The sequence below is a fragment of the Rhodoferax aquaticus genome (assembly GCF_006974105.1).
Classification (GTDB): Bacteria; Pseudomonadota; Gammaproteobacteria; order Burkholderiales; family Burkholderiaceae_C; genus Allorhodoferax; species Allorhodoferax aquaticus_A.
Window position 1 is genome coordinate 4221816 of record NZ_CP036282.1, and the last position, 18393, is coordinate 4240208.

19 protein-coding genes are annotated in these 18393 nt (G+C 59.7%); 14 read left to right on the forward strand and 5 right to left on the reverse strand.

What is annotated here, in order from left to right:
* Window positions 1-24 precede the first annotated feature (24 nt).
* Genes EXZ61_RS19430 through EXZ61_RS19475 form a run of 10 tightly spaced genes read left to right on the forward strand, consistent with a single transcriptional unit; the run spans window position 25 to window position 9289 of the window.
* Complete coding sequence (locus EXZ61_RS19430; RefSeq protein WP_142813527.1) at window positions 25-1635, forward strand: AMP-binding protein; 1611 nt, start codon at window positions 25-27, stop codon at window positions 1633-1635.
* 40 nt (window positions 1636-1675) lie between these two features.
* On the forward strand, window positions 1676-2866 hold the full coding sequence (locus EXZ61_RS19435; RefSeq protein ID WP_142813530.1) for an ABC transporter substrate-binding protein: 1191 nt from the start codon (window positions 1676-1678) through the stop codon (window positions 2864-2866).
* 35 nt (window positions 2867-2901) lie between these two features.
* Window positions 2902-3822: a branched-chain amino acid ABC transporter permease gene (locus EXZ61_RS19440; RefSeq protein WP_142813533.1), complete on the forward strand. Its 921-nt coding sequence runs from the start codon at window positions 2902-2904 to the stop codon at window positions 3820-3822.
* A gap of 1 nt (window position 3823) precedes the next feature.
* Window positions 3824-4825: a branched-chain amino acid ABC transporter permease gene (locus EXZ61_RS19445; RefSeq protein ID WP_237219012.1), complete on the forward strand. Its 1002-nt coding sequence runs from the start codon at window positions 3824-3826 to the stop codon at window positions 4823-4825.
* On the forward strand, window positions 4822-5601 hold the full coding sequence (locus EXZ61_RS19450) for an ABC transporter ATP-binding protein (protein WP_142813535.1): 780 nt from the start codon (window positions 4822-4824) through the stop codon (window positions 5599-5601). Before EXZ61_RS19445 ends, EXZ61_RS19450 begins: the two co-directional genes overlap by 4 nt.
* Entirely contained in the window at window positions 5598-6308 is a 711-nt protein-coding gene (locus EXZ61_RS19455; RefSeq protein ID WP_142813537.1) for an ABC transporter ATP-binding protein, read from the forward strand. Before EXZ61_RS19450 ends, EXZ61_RS19455 begins: the two co-directional genes overlap by 4 nt.
* A gap of 2 nt (window positions 6309-6310) precedes the next feature.
* On the forward strand, window positions 6311-6781 hold the full coding sequence (locus EXZ61_RS19460; protein ID WP_142813539.1) for an acyl-CoA thioesterase: 471 nt from the start codon (window positions 6311-6313) through the stop codon (window positions 6779-6781).
* On the forward strand, window positions 6778-7170 hold the full coding sequence (locus EXZ61_RS19465) for a RidA family protein (RefSeq protein WP_142813541.1): 393 nt from the start codon (window positions 6778-6780) through the stop codon (window positions 7168-7170). Before EXZ61_RS19460 ends, EXZ61_RS19465 begins: the two co-directional genes overlap by 4 nt.
* Before the next feature lie 44 nt (window positions 7171-7214).
* Window positions 7215-8414, forward strand: coding sequence for an acyl-CoA dehydrogenase (locus EXZ61_RS19470; RefSeq protein WP_142813543.1), 1200 nt, complete (start codon window positions 7215-7217; stop codon window positions 8412-8414).
* Window positions 8415-8416: 2 nt separating this feature from the next.
* Window positions 8417-9289: an alpha/beta hydrolase gene (locus EXZ61_RS19475; RefSeq protein ID WP_142813545.1), complete on the forward strand. Its 873-nt coding sequence runs from the start codon at window positions 8417-8419 to the stop codon at window positions 9287-9289.
* Between the two features lie 33 nt (window positions 9290-9322).
* Here EXZ61_RS19475 and EXZ61_RS19480 read toward each other — a convergent pair whose 3' ends face one another.
* Entirely contained in the window at window positions 9323-10774 is a 1452-nt protein-coding gene (locus EXZ61_RS19480; RefSeq protein WP_201799092.1) for an aminotransferase-like domain-containing protein, read from the reverse strand.
* A gap of 85 nt (window positions 10775-10859) precedes the next feature.
* On the opposite strand from EXZ61_RS19480, the gene EXZ61_RS19485 reads away from it, so the two are divergent.
* Window positions 10860-11723 (forward strand): DMT family transporter, encoded by an 864-nt coding sequence (locus EXZ61_RS19485; RefSeq protein WP_142813547.1) that lies wholly within the window; start codon window positions 10860-10862, stop codon window positions 11721-11723.
* Window positions 11724-11736: 13 nt separating this feature from the next.
* On the opposite strand, the gene nudK is transcribed toward EXZ61_RS19485, so the two are convergent.
* Window positions 11737-12339 carry a GDP-mannose pyrophosphatase NudK gene (nudK, locus tag EXZ61_RS19490; protein WP_142813549.1) on the reverse strand — a complete coding sequence of 201 codons (603 nt, stop codon included), beginning with the start codon at window positions 12337-12339 and terminating at the stop codon, window positions 11737-11739.
* Between the two features lie 99 nt (window positions 12340-12438).
* Here nudK and EXZ61_RS19495 point away from each other — a divergent pair, with 99 nt between their 5' ends.
* The 3 genes from EXZ61_RS19495 (at window position 12439) to EXZ61_RS19505 (ending at window position 16694) form a co-directional block, all read left to right on the forward strand.
* Window positions 12439-13197 carry a DeoR/GlpR family DNA-binding transcription regulator gene (locus tag EXZ61_RS19495; RefSeq protein WP_142813551.1) on the forward strand — a complete coding sequence of 253 codons (759 nt, stop codon included), beginning with the start codon at window positions 12439-12441 and terminating at the stop codon, window positions 13195-13197.
* 153 nt (window positions 13198-13350) lie between these two features.
* Complete coding sequence (locus EXZ61_RS22265) at window positions 13351-16299, forward strand: methyl-accepting chemotaxis protein (protein ID WP_237219013.1); 2949 nt, start codon at window positions 13351-13353, stop codon at window positions 16297-16299.
* A gap of 62 nt (window positions 16300-16361) precedes the next feature.
* On the forward strand, window positions 16362-16694 hold the full coding sequence (locus EXZ61_RS19505) for an ATPase with chaperone activity (protein WP_142813552.1): 333 nt from the start codon (window positions 16362-16364) through the stop codon (window positions 16692-16694).
* Window positions 16695-16829: 135 nt separating this feature from the next.
* On the opposite strand, the gene EXZ61_RS19510 is transcribed toward EXZ61_RS19505, so the two are convergent.
* From EXZ61_RS19510 to EXZ61_RS19520, 3 genes are all read right to left on the reverse strand, one after another.
* Window positions 16830-17168, reverse strand: coding sequence for a helix-turn-helix domain-containing protein (locus EXZ61_RS19510; RefSeq protein WP_142814329.1), 339 nt, complete (start codon window positions 17166-17168; stop codon window positions 16830-16832).
* A 177-nt stretch (window positions 17169-17345) separates the two neighbouring features.
* Window positions 17346-17951, reverse strand: a complete 606-nt coding sequence (locus EXZ61_RS19515) for a hypothetical protein (protein ID WP_142813554.1) — start codon at window positions 17949-17951, stop codon at window positions 17346-17348.
* Window positions 17948-18391 carry a lysozyme family protein gene (locus EXZ61_RS19520; RefSeq protein ID WP_142813556.1) on the reverse strand — a complete coding sequence of 148 codons (444 nt, stop codon included), beginning with the start codon at window positions 18389-18391 and terminating at the stop codon, window positions 17948-17950. Before EXZ61_RS19520 ends, EXZ61_RS19515 begins: the two co-directional genes overlap by 4 nt.
* Between the last annotated feature and the right edge of the window lie 2 nt (window positions 18392-18393).

Sequence of the window (18393 nt, forward strand, 5' to 3'; positions counted from 1 at the left end):
TTTAACCACCCACAGAGAATCGCCATGCCCAGTGCCCACATTGACACCTTTGCGCGCGACAACTTGCCGCCTGCCGAGCAGCAGCCTGTGTTTCTGTTTGAGCTGCCAGAGCTGCAGTTTCCTGAGCAACTCAATTGCGCCAGCGAACTGCTAGACAAGCATGTGGCCGAGGGGCGCGGGGGACGCATCTGCATTCGCTCGCCCAAGGTGCAGTGGACCTATGCGGACTTGCAAGACAAGGCCAACCGCATTGCCCAGGTCTTGGTGCGCGACATGGGGGTGGTGCCAGGCAACCGCGTGCTGCTGCACGCCCCTAACAACCCCATGATGGTGGCCTGCTGGTTTGCCGTGGTGAAGGCGGGTGCCATTGCCGTGGCCACCATGCCCTTGCTGCGCGCCAAGGAACTCAAGGCGGTGATCGACAAAGCGGAGATTCGCCACGCACTGTGCGACGCCAGCTTGTCGGCCGAGATGCAATCTGCCGCGCTGCAGTGCCCGGTGCTGGAAAAAATCCGCCACTTCAACTACGAAGGGCCTGACAGCCTAGAAGCCGCCATGGTGCGGCAAAGCCCGGAATTCACCAACGTCAACACGGCAGCGGACGACACCTGCATCATCGCGTTCACCTCAGGCACCACGGGCATCCCTAAAGCCACCATGCATTTCCATCGCGATGTGATGGCCATTTGTGCATGCTGGCCGCGCCATGTACTGCGCCCCACCCAAGACGATGTATTTATTGGCAGCCCCCCCTTAGCCTTTACCTTTGGCCTAGGTGGCTTGGTGCTGTTCCCCATGTCGGTGGGCGCGTCTACCGTGCTCTTGGAAAAGGCAGGCCCGCCTCAGCTCTTGGATGGCGTTCAAGAGTTTGGCGCCACCGTATTGGTCACTGCGCCTACCTCTTACCGCACGCTGGCACCACGCGGCATTGAACTGCGCAAAACCGGCCTCAGGCTGTGTGTGTCCGCTGGTGAAGCCTTGCCCGCATCCACCCGCACCCTGTGGCGCGAAGCCACGGGCATCGAGCTGATCGATGGCATTGGTGCCACGGAAATGCTGCACATCTTTATCTCGGCAGATGCAGCCCACGCCAAGCCGGGGGCTACGGGCACGGTGGTACCGGGCTACCAAGCCTGCATCATGGATGACCAAGGCAATCCCGTGCCACCCGGTACCGTGGGCAAGCTCGCGGTGCGCGGCCCCACGGGCTGCCGCTACCTGGCCGATGCCCGCCAAACCAGCTACGTGCGCAAGGGCTGGAACTTCACGGGCGATGCCTACTTGATGGACGCCGACGGCTACTTCTTCTACCAAGCCCGCACCGACGACATGATTGTCTCGGCCGGCTACAACATTGCCAGCCCGGAGGTGGAAGAAGCGCTGATGCTGCACCCCGCGGTGGCCGAATGCGCGGTCATTGGCAGCGCTGACGAAGAGCGCGGCCAGATCGTGCACGCCTATGTGGCGCTGCGCCCAGGCCACGAAGGCAACGATGCCATGAAGAAGACTTTGCAGGACTTTGTGAAGGCCACGATTGCGCCTTACAAGTACCCCAGAGCCATTGATTTTGTCGCTATGCTTCCTCGCACCCAGACCGGCAAATTGCAGCGTTTCAAGCTGCGAGACACCGCCTGAGCCATTCCCCCTGACCATAAATCTACAAGGACCCTGAGTGATGACAAAACAAACAACTTTCTTCAAAACACTGCTGGCTACTGCCGCTGCAGTGACTGCCTTAACCGCAGCCGCCCAGTCCAATGAGCCCGTCAAAGTGGGCATGCTGAGCACCTTGTCAGGCCCCGGCGCTGGCCTAGGCATTGACATCCGTGACGGCTTTGCACTGGCCGTCAAACTCGGTGGTGGCAAGCTGGGCGGGCGCACCGCCGAAGTCATCGTGGCCGATGACCAAGCCAGCCCTGATGTGGGCCGCCAAACTGCGGACCGCTTGGTCAAGCGCGACAAGGTGGACTTTATGACGGGCGTGGTGTTTTCCAACGTCATGCTGGCCGTGGGCGCACCCACCTTCCAGTCCAAGACTTTCTATGTCAGCGCCAACGCGGGCCCGTCACAGTACGCGGGCGAGCAATGCAACCCCTACTTCTTTAGTGCCTCATGGCAAAACGACAACCTGCACGAAGCTGTGGGCAAGACCGTGGCCGACAAGGGCTTCAAGCGTGTCGCACTCATAGCCCCCAACTACCCTGCGGGCAAAGACGCGCTGACTGGCTTCAAGCGCTTCTACAAAGGTGAAGTAGCGTCTGAAACCTACACCCAACTCAACCAGTTGGACTATGGCGCGGAGTTGTCCCAGCTGCGCGCCACCAAGCCCGACGCGGTCTATATCTTCTTGCCCGGTGGCTTGGGCATTAACTTCATCAAACAGTTTGTCGGTGCCGGCCTGTCCAAAGACATGACCTTGTTTGGACCAGGATTCTCAGCCGACGAAGACGTGATCAAGGCAGTGGGAGAACCCATGCTGGGCATGTTCAACACCTCGCAGTGGGCGCATGACTTGGACAACGCGGCCAACAAGAAGTTTGTGGCGGAGTTTGAAAAGGAATATGGCCGCCTGCCATCGCTGTACGCAGCCCAAGGCTACGACGCTGCCAAGTTGATTGATGCGGCCGTGCGCGACACCAAGGGCAAGCTCGACGACAAAGCCGCCGTGCGCAAGGCCTTGGAAGCGGCCAAGTTTGACTCGGTGCGCGGCGCGTTCAAGTTCAACACCAACCACTTCCCGATTCAAGACTACTACTTGCGCGTCATCACCAAAAACGGCAAAGGCCAAGTGACCAACCGCACGCTGGGTACGGTATTGAAAGGCCATGCAGACGCCTATGCTGGCAGCTGCAAGATGCCTAGCTAAGTCTTAGCAACTGCGATCTAGGAAGAGCTCCCACCATGAACGGAATTTTGATCCTTGAGCAAATGCTCAACGGCCTGCAGTTCGGCTTGATGCTGTTTTTGCTGGCCGCTGGCCTGACGCTTGTGTTTGGCATCATGGACATGATCAACCTGGCCCACGGTTCGCTGTACATGGTGGGCGCGTACTTGATTGCGACCATCTCGGCGGCCACTGGCTCCTTCTGGTGGGGCTTAGGCCTGGGCATTGTGGGTGCAGCCGTGTTTGGCATGCTGCTGGAGCTAACCATTCTGCGGCGCTTGTACCAACGCGACCATGTGTCGCAGGTCTTGGGAACCTTTGCCATTTTGCTCATGTGCAATGAGGGGGTACGCCTGATCTGGGGCTCACAGCCTCTGTCGCTGAATCCACCCGCTTCTTTGGCGGGGCCTGTCGAGCTCATGGCTGGCTTTTCTTACCCTGCCTACCGGCTGTTCATCATTGGCGTCGGGCTGGTGGTGGCTGGGCTGTTGTATGTGCTGATTGTGCACACCCGCGTTGGCATGCAGGTGCGGGCCGGGGCGTCCAATCGCGAGATGGCCATGGCCATGGGCACCAATGTACGCACCTTGTTTACCGCCGTTTTCGGCGTGGGCGCGGCCCTGTGCGCGGTCGCCGGAGGCATGATGGGGCCCCTGCTGGCCGTCCAGGTAGGCATGGGCGAGAGCATTCTCATCTTGGCCTTTGTCGTGATTGTGATTGGTGGTATCGGCTCGATACGCGGTGCGCTGTTGGGTGCCTTGTTGGTGGGCGTTGTAGACACTGCCGGGCGCACCTTGATTCCTCTGTTCCTTAACGCGGCAGTAGGTCCTCAGGCTGCCTCGAATGCAGGCCCGGCCTTGGCGTCTATCTTGATTTACATCCTGATGGCTGGGGTCTTGTTCTTCAAGCCCCGTGGCCTGTTTCCCACCCATGGTTGATATGTCTTCCTCTCCCACCATGTCACACAGTACCTCTACCCCCAAGACGGCCACCAGCATCTTGGACCATTCGCTGCAGTTGCGTTGGTCACTACCTGCCTTGGCCGTGCTCTTGGCCTTGCCCGCCTTGGCAGCTTGGGCCGGCGATACGTTTTATGTAGGCTTGGCCACCCGTGTGCTGATCTTTGCATTGGCCGCTACCAGCCTCAACCTGATTTTGGGTTTTGGTGGCATGGTGAGCTTCGGGCATGCCGCCTTTGTAGGCGTTGGCGCTTACTGCGTTGCGGTCCTGATGCAATCTGGCGTGGTGTCCGCGTGGGTCGCTTGGCCGCTCGCCGTGGGCCTGAGTGCCCTGATCGCCTTGCTCGTCGGATTTGTGAGCCTGCGCACCCAAGGTGTTTACTTCATCATGATCACGCTGGCATTTGCACAGATGCTGTACTACCTGGTGATTTCACTCAAGGCCTATGGCGGTGACGATGGCTTGTCCTTGGCAAGTCGCTCCACTGTGGGCATGGGCTTGGACCTGGGGGACGACACCCACTTTTACTACCTCACCTTGGGCATCTTGGTGCTGGCCTTGGTGGGTGTTACGCGCTTGCTCAACGCGCGCTTCGGGCATGCCTTGCAAGCCATTCGAGAGAATGAAGTGCGTATGACAGCCATCGGTTTCCCTGTGTTTCGCTACAAGCTGGTGGCGTTCACCATTGCCGGTGCGCTGGCAGGCTTGGCGGGCGCTTTGTTTGCCAATGTAGGCAGTTTCGTGAGCCCCGCCATGATGCAGTGGAGCCAGTCGGGCATGCTGATGATCATGGTGATTTTGGGAGGTGTCGGCCACTTGTACGGGGGCGTGATGGGTGCCATCGTGTTTCTTTTGTTAGAAGAGCTTCTTAGCCACTACACCATCCACTGGCAACTGGGCTTGGGTGCTGTGTTGCTGGGGGTTGTATTGCTTGCGCCCAATGGCATTAGCAGCTTTCTGCGCCGCAAGGAGGGTGTATGAGTACCGCCGTATTGAAGGTCGACAAGCTCGTCAAGCGCTTTGGCGGGCTGACCGCTACCGACCACGCCTGCGTGAGCGTGGGCCAAGGTGAAATTCATGCCTTGATTGGCCCCAACGGTGCTGGCAAGACTACGCTGATTCACCAAATATCGGGCGCCTTGCACTCTGACTCTGGCAGCATCCATTTTTGCGGCCAGGACGTCACCACCTTGCCCATGCATGAGCGGGCACTTTTGGGCTTGGTGCGCTCCTACCAGATCACCAGTATTTTTGGTCGCTTGTCGGTGCTGGACAACATTGCCTTGGCCGTACAAGCCGTTGAGGGCAGCAGCTTCAGGTTTTGGACCAGCTCCCGCTCCGACAAAGAACGCTACGCCAAAGCCCAAGCCGTGGCCGAACGCGTAGGCTTGGGTCAGCACCTGCACCGCTTGGCCAATGCCTTGTCGCATGGCGAGCAGCGACAGCTGGAAGTCGGCTTGGCGCTGGCAACCCGCCCCAAGCTGCTGCTCTTGGATGAACCTATGGCCGGCATGGGGCCCGACGAGTCGGAGCGCATGGTGGGTCTGCTGCAAAGCTTGCGCGGTGAAACCACTATCTTGCTGGTGGAGCACGACATGGATGCGGTGTTCCGCTTGGCCGACACCATCTCGGTGCTGGTGTTCGGCAAGGTCATCGCCTGCGGCGACGCACAGCACATCAAAGACAACCCAGAGGTCAAACGGGCGTACCTGGGCGACGAAGCCCATCCCACGGGTCCCGCACAGGAGGCCGCATGAGCGCGCTGCTAGAAGTCAAACAATTGCAAACGGCCTACGGCGCAAGCCAAGTGCTGTTTGATATCAGTCTTGCGATCAAAGAGGGCGGTGTGTCCACCTTGTTGGGCCGCAACGGCATGGGCAAAACCACGACCGTGCGCTCCATCTTGGGCTTGACCCGTGCGCACGGTGGCACGGTCCACTTTCGCGGCGAACGCATCGACCAACTCAGCGCGGACCGCATCGCCCGCATGGGCATGGCGGTGGTGCCAGAAGGGCGCATGATTTTCCCAACGCTGTCGGTCGCTGAAAACTTGCGCGCCTTTGCGGCCAAGCGCAACGCCAGCAAAGACCCGTGGACGCTGGACCGCGTGTACGCGCTATTCCCGCGCTTGGCGGAACGGGCGCGCAATATGGGCAACCAACTCTCAGGCGGTGAGCAGCAAATGCTGGCCATTGGCCGGGCGTTGATGACCAACCCGCACCTGCTCATCTTGGACGAAGCCACGGAAGGCTTGGCCCCCCTCATTCGCGAAGACATTTGGAACTGCTTGGCCACGCTGCGTGCGCAGGGCCAAAGCATTTTGGTGATTGATAAATACGTGCAGCGCTTGGTGCAGCTGGCAGACCAGCACACCATCATTGAACGCGGCAAGGTGGTGTGGAGTGGCGACTCCGCGCAGCTGGGGGCAGACCCTAGCCTGTGGCAACGCTACATCGGGGTGTAGGCATGCAAACACTGCACCCGACCGAAGCAGTGGGCACCACCAGCGGGGGGCTGTACAGCAACAGCTATGCCATACGCTTTTCGCACTGCGACCCGGCGGGCATCGTGTTTTACCCGCAGTATTTCGTCTTGATCAATGGCCTGGTTGAAGACTGGTTCACGCTGGGCTTGAAGATCAACTACGCCGACCTGATTGGCCAGCGCAAAGTGGGCCTGCCCACCGTCTCACTGCACTGTGACTTTGTGGCGCCCAGCCGCATGGGTGAAGACGTGGCTTTCCATTTGCGCACCTCAAGGGTAGGCAAGCGATCTATCACCCTAGACATTACCGCGACCGGACTCGACGGCCAGCGCCTCAAGCTGCAGCAAACCCTGGTCACGACCTCTTTAGAAACCCATAAGTCGATCAACATCCCCACGGATGTATTGAACGCCATCACCCACTGGCACAACACCACAGGAGTTCCCCTATGAAAATACTACAACCCGCCCACTGGGCGCGCCCGCGCGGCTATTCCAATGGCGTGATGGCACGCGGCCAAACCGTGTGCGTAGCCGGCATGATTGGCTGGGACGCCCAGTGCCAGTTCCAAACCGATGACTTTGCCGGCCAAGTGCGCCAAGCCTTGGAAAACGTGGTTGCGGTGCTCACCGAAGCCGGTGCCAAGCCGGAACACATTGTGCGCATGACCTGGTATGTGACCGACAAAAAAGAATACCTGGCTGCCTCACGCGAAGTGGGCCAAGCGTTTCGCGAAGTCATTGGCAGCTTCAACGCGGCCATGACTGCGGTGCAAGTGTCGGCACTCATTGAAGACCGTGCCAAGGTGGAGATTGAAGTCACCGCCATCATCCCCGACTGAGCAGGCACACCGCCCCACCCTATTCAACTTACCCAAGACGCACTATGTCCACATCTTCCAAAGCCACCTTCAACTGGCAAGACCCCTTCCTCCTAGACGCCCAACTCAGCGATGACGAGCGCATGGTGCGTGACGCGGCGGCTGCCTACTGCCAAGACAAGCTCCAGCCCCGCGTGCTGGACGCCTTTCGCGCGGAAAAGACCGACCCCGCCATCTTTCGCGAGATGGGTGAGTTGGGCCTCTTGGGCCCCACCATCCCCGAGCAGTACGGCGGCCCTGGATTGAACTACGTGGCCTATGGCCTGATCGCCCGCGAGGTGGAGCGCGTGGACAGTGGCTACCGCTCCATGATGAGCGTGCAAAGCAGCTTGGTCATGGTGCCTATCTATGAATTCGGCACCGAAGCCCAAAAACAAAAGTACCTGCCCAAGCTGGCCACCGGTGAGTGGATTGGCTGCTTTGGCCTGACCGAGCCCGACCATGGTTCCGACCCTGGCTCCATGGCCACCCGCGCCCACAAGGTGCCTGGCGGCTACAAGCTCACAGGCTCCAAAATGTGGATCTCTAACAGCCCCATTGCCGATGTGTTTGTGGTCTGGGCCAAAGAGGTAAGCGAAGGCGGGGCGGTAGGCCCTATCCGTGGTTTTATTCTGGACAAAGGCATGGCAGGTTTGTCAGCCCCTGCCATCCACGGCAAGGTGGGACTGCGTGCCAGCATCACCGGTGAAATCGTCATGGACGGCGTGCTCTGCCCCGAAGACAACGCATTTCCTGAAGTACAAGGCCTCAAAGGGCCATTTACTTGCCTCAACAGCGCACGCTACGGCATTGCCTGGGGCGCACTGGGTGCGGCGGAAGACTGCTGGCACCGTGCCCGCCAATATGTGCTGGACCGCAAACAGTTTGGCAAGCCCTTGGCGGCCAACCAGCTCATCCAAAAGAAGCTGGCCGACATGCAAACCGAAATCTCGCTGGGCCTGCAAGGCTGCTTGCGCTTAGGGCGCATGAAAGACGAAGGCACGGCGGCGGTAGAAATCACCTCCATCCTCAAACGCAACTCCTGCGGCAAGTCACTAGACATTGCCCGTGTCGCGCGCGACATGATGGGTGGCAACGGCATCAGCGACGAGTTTGGTGTGGCCCGCCACTTGGTGAACCTGGAGGTGGTGAACACCTACGAAGGCACCCACGACATCCATGCGCTGATTCTGGGCCGTGCGCAGACGGGGATTGCGGCGTTTTAAGCATGCAAGCCCTCTACCCGCCCTTTGAGACCCAGGCGCAAATCGATGCGCAGTACAACCCCTCGCTAGGGCTGGCTGACCCAGCGGAGCCCGGGCGCCACTATGTGCAAAAGGCGCAGCACGCACGCGACAGCTTGCGCTGCGTGCTGGATGTGCCCTTTGGGCCTACGGTGCATGAAACGCTGGATATTTTTCCGGCGGATGTGCCCAACGCGCCGGTGTTTGTGTTCATCCACGGCGGGTATTGGCGGGCACTGAGCAGCAAAGAGTTCAGCGGCGTTGCGCTGGGCTTGCAGCCCTTGGGCATTACCACCGTGGTCATCAACTACGCGCTGTGCCCGTTTGTCTCGATTGACGAGATCACACGGCAATGCCGTGCCGCTGTGGCCTGGACTGTGCGCAATATTGCGCAGTACGGTGGCGACCCCAGCCGGGTGTCCCTGGGTGGGCACTCCGCGGGCGGCCACCTCACGGCCATGTGCTTGCAAACCGAATGGGCACGCGACTACGGCTTGGCGCCAGACCCCATCCACAGCGCCATCTTGGTCAGCGGCTTGTACGACTTAGCGCCCCTGCGCTACAGCTATCTGCAGCCCATGATCCAGCTGGACGACGGCGTGGTGAAGCGCAACTCCCCGGCCTACAACGTGCGGCCTTGCAAAACCCCGCTATGGATCACCTGGGGGGGCGCCGAGAGCACAGAGTTTGAACGCCAGTCCACCTTGCTGCACAGCGCGTGGCTGGCTGCGGGCAACCAAGCCGAGCTCAGCGCGCAGCCCGGCGCCAACCACTTCACCGCCATCCACGGTTTTGAAGACGCGCAAAGCCCGGTGAGCCAGTGGCTGGCCCAGCGCCTGCATAGCCAGACTCGCTAAATGGCAAAGGGCGGGCCAGCCTGCGCTGGCTCGCTAGCCCTTCTCCGTTTGGCGCTTGAGCACCTGGCGCAGCACCTCGCCCACACGCGGGTCCAAAGACTGCGCCACGTTAAAGCGTAAAAACCCGCGGGACGATTGGGCCAAGCTAAACGCATTGCCAGGCGCCAGCACCACGTTGTGCGCCAAAGCGTCTTGGGCAATGGCAGAGGCGTCCAGGCCCTCGGGCAAGCGGCACCACAAAAACATGCCCGCTTGCGGCTCCAACCAGGGGACGATGCCCAGGCCTTGGAGCTGCTTGCTCACTTCGGGCATGGCCCGCGCTAGGCGCAGGCGCAGACCCTCCATATGCTTGCGGTAGCTGCCGTCGCTCAACACCCGGTAGACCAACTCTGCATTCAAGCGCCCACCGCCAAAGGTGGTGGCAATTTTCAAATCCGTGAGGCTGGCAATCCAATCTGGGCGGGCAGCAATAAAGCCCGTGCGCGCCGCGGCTGACAAGGTCTTGGAAAAGCTGCCGATGTACACCACGCGCTCCAAGCCGTCGTAGGCCGCCAAGCGCGGCGTAGGCGTGTGCTCAAAGTCACCAAAAATATCGTCTTCCACAATCGTCATGCCTGCTTGCTCGGCCAGCTTGAGCACCCGGTGGGCCGTCACGGGGGACAGCGTGGCCCCGGTAGGGTTATGGATGGCAGAGTTGGTGATGTACAGGCGGGGTTGGTGCTCGCTCAGCACTTTGGCAAAGGCTTCCAGATCGGGCCCGGTGGGGGTGTAGGGCACGCCCACAACCTTGGCCCGGTGGGCCCGCAAGAGCGCGTGGAAGTTGAAGTAACAGGGGTCATCTACCAGCACCACATCCCCCGGCGAGATCAACAGGCGGCACACCATGTCAATCGCTTGCGTGCCGGACTCGGTCAACACGATGTGGTCTGGTGGTGCCTCAATGCCATGCTCCGCCATGCGCCTGGAAAGCAGTTGCCGCAACGGCAGCAAACCCAGCGGTGTGCCGTACTCTGCCAAGGAGGCGTCGCCCTTGCGTGCCAAGGTGCGCAAGGCTTGGCGTATGCCGCCCTCGGCCAGCCACGCGGCAGGCAGCCAGCCGCAGCCGGGTTTGAGGGTGGCCGCATCGGCCTCTAAGGACTGGCGTGATATCCACAAAGGATCAATGGCCCGGTCTAGGCGCGGCTCCATGGCAGCCAGCGTCAAGGGCATGGGCGCCGCCGTCGATGGCCCAGCCACAAAGTAACCCGCCCCCGGGCGCGAGCGAATCAGCCCCTGCGCGGCCAAACGTTCATAAGCCTCCACCACGGTCGAGGTAGATACCTGCATGGTGGTCGCAAACGCGCGTAGCGAGGGCAGCTTGTCTCCACTCACCAAGCTTCGCGCGGCCATGCGCTGGTGGATGGCCTGCATCACTGCCGTGGTGCGGCTGCCGATGGGCGTGGCCGCCCGTGCCGCTGCGTCTAACTGTGTGGGTTTTGTAGGCATAACAGTTTGGGTTAACTGTGTTGAATTGTGCATGGACCTTTGCGCCGCTGCATGGGATAAACAAGGCTTATTTCTGAGGCCAAGTATGGACAAACAAACAAGCGGGTGGCTCAACGGGCTGTTGGGCGTGCTCATTTTTAGCGGCTCATTGCCAGCCACACGGGTGGCCGTGCAGGCGTTTGACCCGGTGTTTCTGACCGTGGCACGCGCAGCCATTGCGGGCTTGCTGGCCGCAGCCTTGTTGCTCATTGGCCAAGAAAAACGGCCCAGCCGTGCGCAAGTGCTGCCCTTGGTCTTGGTGTCGCTGTGCGTGGTGCTGGGGTTTCCGCTGCTGACCGCGCTGGCCCTGCGCCATGTGACCTCGGCGCACTCCATCGTGTTCATTGGCTTGCTGCCGCTGTCTACCGCCATCTTTGGCGTGCTACGCGGCGGTGAGCGCCCCAAGCCTGCGTTTTGGGTTTTCTCTTGCTTGGGTAGCGCCATGGTGGTGGGCTTTGCCGTGCTGCAAGGCATTAGTGCCTCGTTCGTGGGGGACGCGCTGATGCTGGCGGCCATCGTGGTGTGCGGCCTGGGCTATGCCGAGGGAGCGCGCCTGTCGCGCACCTTGGGTGGCTGGCAGGTGATCTCATGGGCCTTGGTGATTTCACTGCCCGTGATGCTGGCCCTGGCCCTCGCGCTGCAACCCGCCACGCTAGAGGGCGTGGGCACCGGCGCGTGGCTGGGCTTGGCCTATGTTTCGCTCTTTAGCATGCTCATTGGCTTTGTGTTTTGGTACCGCGGCTTGGCCCAGGGCGGCATTGCTGCCGTGGGGCAGCTCCAACTGCTGCAGCCCTTTTTTGGCTTGGCGCTGGCCGCCACCTTGCTGCATGAGTCGGTGAGTGCGTTGATGCTGCTGGCTACCGTGGGCATCATTGCCTGCGTGTTTGCGGCGCGCAGGTTTGCCAAGTAGCCCTTGGGGAGGCCTAGCCTAGGGACAAGGCCTGCAAGCCCACCAAGGCCGCATGCTGCAAGAGCATGATGGTCTTGCCGTCTTGAATGGCGCCTTGCTGCACCATGGCCAGGGCGTCTTGCAGGGGTAGTTCTAGCACCTCAATGTCTTCCCCCTCATGGGCATGGCCGCCCCCTTCGCTTAGGCGGTCTTGGGCTTCGTACTCAGCCGCAAAAAAGTGGAGCTTCTCGGTCACCGAGCCGGGGCTCATATACGCCTCAAACAACTTGCGCGGCGTGCGTATGTGGTAACCCGTTTCCTCCGCGGCCTCGCGGCGAATGCATGTTTCTGGGTCATCACCATCCAAGAGGCCGGCGCAAGCTTCGATCAGCATGCCGTCCTCACACCCATTCACAAAGGCAGGAAACCGAAACTGGCGCGTCAACACCACCCGCTGCGTGCGGGCATTGAAAAGCAGTAGCACTGCGCCGTTCCCCCGGTCATAGGTTTCGCGGTGCTGGCGTTGCCAGCTCCCATCGCGTCGCTGCAAGTCAAAACTGGTGGTCTTGAGCGTGTACCAGTTATCAGAGAGCAAGCGCTCTTCCACGATGCGCACGCGGGGGCTAGAGGTCGACATATACTTCACTCCATGCAATTTCGTGCAGTGTAATGCAACTTCGTGCAAACCGGTGCACGGATTCATATGCATCTTCGACAGATTCAAGCCCCTTTCGCCATGCTCACACGTCAACGCAAAAAACTCATCCTTGACCGCCTAGCCCGAGATGGCCAAGTGCAGGCCACTCCGCTCAGCCAAGAGCTAGGGGTGTCTGAAGACACGATTCGCCGAGACTTACGAGAACTCGCCAGCAGCGGGCATTTGCAACGGGTACACGGGGGTGCGCTTCCGGCCTCATCGGCCTTGGCGGATCTCCCCACCCGGGCCCAGATAGCACCTGCCGAGAAACAAGCCCTGGCGCGCGCAGGGGCGGCCATGGTGCTGCCGGGGCAACTCGTTTTTTTGGACGGAGGCACCACCGCGCTGCAACTCGCCCACCACCTAGACCCCGCACTCCAAGCCACCTTTGTGACCCACAGCCCCAGCGTCGCTTTGGCCTTGGCCCACAAGCCACGGCTGCAGATCATCATGCTGGGGGGCACGCTGTACCGACACTCCATGGTCAACGTAGGCGCGGCGGTGGTGGAGGCGGCCAACGCCTTCCGAGCAGACCTGTATTTCATGGGGGTCACCGGTGTGCACACCACCATGGGCTTGACCACCGGCGATTACGAAGAGGCTGCGGTCAAGCGGGCGTTGCACAAGAACGCGGCCGAAACGGTGGTGATGGCATCGCATGAAAAACTTGGCGCTGCGTCTGCTTTTCTCGTAACGCCTTTGCAGGACATTGCGACCTTGCTGGTGCATGGGACGCCCCAAGCCATTGACCCCATCGCTATTGCCCAACTGGGGGTGCAAGTCGTCCACGTGGACTAAGCCGCTCCGACGCTCGGTAGAAACCCTTGGACATCGCACGGGAATGCCGCTATAAAGACCTTACGTTGGAAAGGGAATTCACGTATGGCACATGGAACTTCCGCATCGGCAACCGCCCCTAGCACTTCGCAGCGTTTTCTGTGGGGTCCGGGTATGCGCCTTATGGGAACGGTGAACTTTCCGACCAAAGCGCTGCTGATCTCCCTGATATTTCTCGTACCCGTGGTGCTATTGGGTTACTACGTGTATGCCGCGCAAACGGAGCAAATTGCCTTCGCTAGCAAAGAACGCCAAGGCGTTGCGGCTCTGCAAGCAGCGGTGCCGGTGTCTAGCGCAGTGCTCAAGATTCGCAATGCCACGCGCGCTGGTATGGGCGGCTTAGATACCCAAGCGCAATTTCAGTCCGCAAAAGCGGAGGCAAGGGATGCAATCAAAGGCTTTCGCAGCTACCTCGCCCAGTCTGGCGATCCTTTAGACCTCACCACTAGCTTTGACAAGCTCGGTGCCGCGTGGGACAAAGCCGCAGAGTCGCCCACAGGGGTAGACGCGCAGGGCCGCACGGTATTTGGCCCCGTGACGGAAGGCTTGGTGGCACTGCAAGGTGCCATTGGTGACAACTCTAACTTGGTGCTTGATCCAGACATCGACAGCTACTACCTGTACACCACCATGGCGCTCATTCCCCAACTGGCCGAAGACATGGGGCAGCTCTGGGGTTGGGGCAGTTACCACTTAGCGCGCCAGGCCAGCAGCAAAAAAGTGCCGGAGACCAAAGACCTGACACGCTACGCCGTATGGTCTGCGGGTGTGAAGGGCCAAATTGCCCAAGCGCGTGGTTTTCTAGGCAAGGCGTTTGCCTATGAGCCAGCCATCCAAGCGCAACTTGATATGGCGGTGTTCGACGATGCCAGCAGCTTTCTCACAGTCGCCCAAGACCCGGAGGCCTTGCTGAAAGCGGCCCATATGACGCCCGCGCAGTACTTTGACCAAGGCCAAGCTGCCTTGGCACGTCTGCAATCGTTCTATACCAAGGGCCTGCCCGTGTTGGACGCATTGCTGGCAAAGCGCATCCACGCCTTACAGCACAAACTCACCGTTGCGGCCATCACCACGCTGCTGGTGCTGTTGGTGGCTGGCTACATGTTTTATAGCTTCTTCTTGGTGACCCATGGCGGGCTCAACGCCATCCAACGCCACCTCGAAGAGCTGTCGGTCGGCGATTTGGGCCATACCCCCGACACCCCCACCGCGCGGGACGAAACGGCGCAGGTGCTGCAGTCCCTGATCACCGTGCATCGCGTATTGGGCGCGTTTCAAACGGCCCAAGCCACCATGGCACGCCAGCATGATGCGGGCGACATGTCGCACTTCATGGAAACCGATGCACTGCCAGGCGCATTTGGTTCTTTGGCCCAAGGCGTGAACGCCATGGTGCAAGCCCATGTGCACACCAATGCGCGTGCGGTAGACCTCATGGACCAATACGCCAAAGGCGCGTTTGCGCAAACCATGGAAGCCCTGCCCGGCGAAAAGCGCCGCATCAGCGACGTGGTGAATGCGGCCCGCCAGCAAATGGCTGACGCGCATGCGGCAGCGGTAGTGAACGAGCGGGTGGTGCAAGCGCTGAACAAGGCCAGTACCAATGTGATGATTGCCGACGATCAGCACGTCATTCTGTACATGAACGAAACCATGACACAGATGATGCAGCGCAATGAGCATGAGCTCCGAAAGCTGTTGCCGCAATTCAACGCAGGCGCACTCATAGGGCAATCTATGGACGTGTTCCACCGCCAACCCCAGCACCAACGTGACATGCTGACCCGGCTCACCAGCTCCCACAAAACACAGATCCAAGTGGGGGAGCTGTACTTCAGTCTGACCGCCAACCCCATCGTCAACACCGATGGAAAACGCCTAGGCACGGTAGTGGAGTGGGCGGATCGTACGGCGGAGGTGGGCATAGAAAAAGAGATTGCGTCCGTAGTGCAAGCGGCTTCCCATGGTGAATTCAGCCAACGCCTGACGCTAGAGGGGAAAACCGGCTTTTATGCGGGCTTAAGCGCTGGCATGAATGAGATCATGACCACCAGCGAACAGGGCCTTACCGATGTGGCCGACTTGCTGGCTGCCTTTGCCGAGGGTGACCTGACCCGCCGCATTGAGCGAGACTACGAGGGTCTGTTTGCCCAAGTGAAGGACAGCGCCAACAGCACCGCGGACAACCTCACACGCGTCATGCGCGATGTAGGGGCCGCCGCCGACGCGCTCACCGGAGCCGCTAGCCAAGTGAGTGCAACAGCCCAGTCCATCAGCCAAGCGGCCAGTGAGCAAGCCTCTAGCGTAGAAGAAACCAGCGCCCAAATTGAGGTGATGTCAGCCTCTATTAGCCAAAACAGCGACAACGCCAAAGTGACGGACAACATGGCCACCAGCGCCAGCCGGGAAGCCTCAGAAGGCGGAGACGCTGTGACCCAAACCGTGGCGGCGATGAAGCTGATTGCCAGCAAGATCGGCATCGTGGATGACATTGCCTACCAGACCAACCTCTTGGCACTGAACGCAGCCATTGAAGCCGCCCGTGCGGGCGAACACGGCAAGGGCTTTGCGGTGGTGGCTGCAGAAGTACGCAAACTGGCAGAACGCAGCCAAGAGGCGGCGAAGGAAATTGGCGACCTCGCGGTCCACAGCGTCTCCACGGCCGAACGGGCTGGCAAGCTGTTGGACCAAATGGTGCCCAGCATCCAAAGAACCAGTGAATTGGTGCAAGAAATAACGGCTTCGAGTACGGAGCAAAGTGAGTCTGTGGTGCAAATTGGCGGGGCCATGGGGCAGCTGTCCAAGGCCACCCAGCAAAACGCCTCGGCCTCGGAGGAGCTAGCCGCCACCAGCGAAGAGCTGTCTGGCCAGGCGGAGCAGTTGCAACAGTCCGTGGCATTTTTCAAGACCGGTGAAGAGCGCTATGTGGTCCCGGACCGGCATGCCCGCATCCCGACAGATCGCCGCAGCCCCGCCGCCGCGCGCATGGGCCACACGCTCACCCCGGCACCTGTCAGAGGCAGTGGCGGTGGCGGTGGCAAAGGCAACTTCAAGCCTTACTAGTCCGCAGCCCCGCTCCATGGGCGGGGCCTTACGCGTAAGGTTTACGCGGACAATGCCTACCTATGTCCGACGAATCCCAAATTGAAATCCCCCAGTCCTTCATCGCTTTGTTTGTGGAGCCGGGGCGCACCAAGCCCAACGCCTCGCGCGAGCACATTGCCGCGCGCTACGAACTGTGTGAAGACCTGGCCAACCTGCTCACGCAAACCGCAGGCACCATGCAGTTCAGCCTAGGAATCACCGAGCGTGATGTGCTGGAGCGCTGCCAGCAAGGCCTGCTCTTAGAAGATTCAGTGGTGACCCCCACCGAGGCGCAGTGGGTAATTTGCCGTTTGGCAGAACTCATGCAGTGGCCAATGCCTGCCGCTCTGACGGTGACGGGCCCTCAAGCTTAGCAAGCGCGTTACTACAAAAATAATAGCTAGCTGCGCATGCCCCATGCGCGCCAGAGGCATATTTAGCGGTGGATTCAAGTAAAAAGTGCAACGGAATGCAGGGTAAGAGGTCTTACGGGTAGCTTGTAGAAGACCTCATGTGGGGTACGGTAGCCTAGGTACTTGCGCGGCTGGTGATTGAGTAGGTAGGCGGTCACTGACTTGCTGGGGTGAGAGGCTCAAGCGCAGATACAGCTCAACGAGCTGCCACTGCTGTGGATCGAACTGGCGGGCGTTGCGACGCTGCCTCTGTCGCGCTGTGGCTCTTTCTTGGGCCAGTGCAGCTTGGTAGCCACGGGTGCTTGCATTGCGCCGCAGCTCACGGCTGATCGTCGAAGTGCTGCGCTCCAGTTCTGAGGCAATTTGCGACAGATGTATGCCTTGGCGATTGAGCTTGTGGATTTGGTATCGTTTTTTCTTGGGCCAAGTGTGTATAGGTCATGGTGCAACGATTGAGACTGGCCGGTCACAAAAGTGCATCCTATTCACTCTTGGCCCAACCCGTTTCTAAAACGTGGCACTTCGTACTTGAATCCGCTGCTTAAATAAAGCAGCTTGCATGAGTCGCCTCCGCTTGGGCGCAGCAACGCCCGGAACGGTATGTGTTTGAGGCTAATGAATTTGTTTATCAACAAACCCAGGCTTGCATTGCGGTGCTTCAAACTGCTTTTGCCATGGGGTGGGGGGGCTGCCGAAATCCCCCCAGCACTTGCCATCTTGAATGGGCCAGTTTTCAAAATCTAGGCTATTGACAATGCGCCAGCCCACAGGGGTTTTATTCAAAAACCATACGATGCGCCCCCTTCCCTCTGGCAGCGGTAAATGACGCAAATCCGTGATGACTTCGACAGCGGCTACATCGCCCTCAACCACTGGGGTAGCGATTTTGGTGGGTAGGGCGGTGTCCTGCATATCACGTAGGAGTTCGCTGCTACCAACTGTGTAACGTCCACTTTTTTGGCATGGTTTCTTTTTATCTTGCGAAACCAATAAAGACGCATCAAAAAACTGAGATTGCAACTTGCACAATCGACTCAGGTCATATTTGCCATTGAATTCAGCGAACTCAAAATTGTTAATGGAGTACGAATACATCTTCGTCATGAGCTGCTTGACCGCCTTCTGATCCTCCCTCAGCGTGGCCGCCCATCCATGGGTGAGCATCAGACCCAACACACACGCAGCGAGGCCACGCAAAGCCTTGATAGATAACTTCATTTCAGGTTCGCCTTTCGTTTCTCTTCGTCCAAATACTGGTTAAACAAACCCATAACGTAAGCCAAATCCATAGGCTTGCCTTCTGCCGTTTTGCGTTCTGCGTTTTCTATGCCACCGGGAAGACAGCGCCACTCGCCGGGCAAGGTGGTGTCGGTAATGGCCTTCTCGATGTCCCCCTTTCGGATGAAGTTCAACGCCCCCCGGTCATACAGTTTCATGACGGCAATGCGGTGCTGTACCTCGGGGCTAAATTTGTCTTTGCCTGCAGGCACAACAATCAAGCCGAGATCAAACTTCTCCTTCCAGGTACCGTACAGAATTTGGTACGCACCTGCGGCGGTAGAGCCTTTCTCAGAATTGCCGTTGCCCTCCCAGGGGTGGCTCTTGTAGGAGGCAAAGCGCCGTGAACTGGGGTTGCTCGGCAGGGCCGTGTTGAGCATGT

Coding starts and splice junctions, on each gene's coding strand:
- EXZ61_RS19430 (WP_142813527.1), top strand. CDS start 25: ATGCCCAGTGCCCACATTGACACCTTTGCGCGCGACAACTTGCCGCCT.
- EXZ61_RS19435 (WP_142813530.1), top strand. CDS start 1,676: ATGACAAAACAAACAACTTTCTTCAAAACACTGCTGGCTACTGCCGCT.
- EXZ61_RS19440 (WP_142813533.1), top strand. CDS start 2,902: ATGAACGGAATTTTGATCCTTGAGCAAATGCTCAACGGCCTGCAGTTC.
- EXZ61_RS19445 (WP_237219012.1), top strand. CDS start 3,824: ATGTCTTCCTCTCCCACCATGTCACACAGTACCTCTACCCCCAAGACG.
- EXZ61_RS19450 (WP_142813535.1), top strand. CDS start 4,822: ATGAGTACCGCCGTATTGAAGGTCGACAAGCTCGTCAAGCGCTTTGGC.
- EXZ61_RS19455 (WP_142813537.1), top strand. CDS start 5,598: ATGAGCGCGCTGCTAGAAGTCAAACAATTGCAAACGGCCTACGGCGCA.
- EXZ61_RS19460 (WP_142813539.1), top strand. CDS start 6,311: ATGCAAACACTGCACCCGACCGAAGCAGTGGGCACCACCAGCGGGGGG.
- EXZ61_RS19465 (WP_142813541.1), top strand. CDS start 6,778: ATGAAAATACTACAACCCGCCCACTGGGCGCGCCCGCGCGGCTATTCC.
- EXZ61_RS19470 (WP_142813543.1), top strand. CDS start 7,215: ATGTCCACATCTTCCAAAGCCACCTTCAACTGGCAAGACCCCTTCCTC.
- EXZ61_RS19475 (WP_142813545.1), top strand. CDS start 8,417: ATGCAAGCCCTCTACCCGCCCTTTGAGACCCAGGCGCAAATCGATGCG.
- EXZ61_RS19480 (WP_201799092.1), bottom strand. CDS start 10,774: ATGCCTACAAAACCCACACAGTTAGACGCAGCGGCACGGGCGGCCACG.
- EXZ61_RS19485 (WP_142813547.1), top strand. CDS start 10,860: ATGGACAAACAAACAAGCGGGTGGCTCAACGGGCTGTTGGGCGTGCTC.
- nudK (WP_142813549.1), bottom strand. CDS start 12,339: ATGTCGACCTCTAGCCCCCGCGTGCGCATCGTGGAAGAGCGCTTGCTC.
- EXZ61_RS19495 (WP_142813551.1), top strand. CDS start 12,439: ATGCTCACACGTCAACGCAAAAAACTCATCCTTGACCGCCTAGCCCGA.
- EXZ61_RS22265 (WP_237219013.1), top strand. CDS start 13,351: ATGCGCCTTATGGGAACGGTGAACTTTCCGACCAAAGCGCTGCTGATC.
- EXZ61_RS19505 (WP_142813552.1), top strand. CDS start 16,362: ATGTCCGACGAATCCCAAATTGAAATCCCCCAGTCCTTCATCGCTTTG.
- EXZ61_RS19515 (WP_142813554.1), bottom strand. CDS start 17,951: ATGAAGTTATCTATCAAGGCTTTGCGTGGCCTCGCTGCGTGTGTGTTG.
- EXZ61_RS19520 (WP_142813556.1), bottom strand. CDS start 18,391: ATGCTCAACACGGCCCTGCCGAGCAACCCCAGTTCACGGCGCTTTGCC.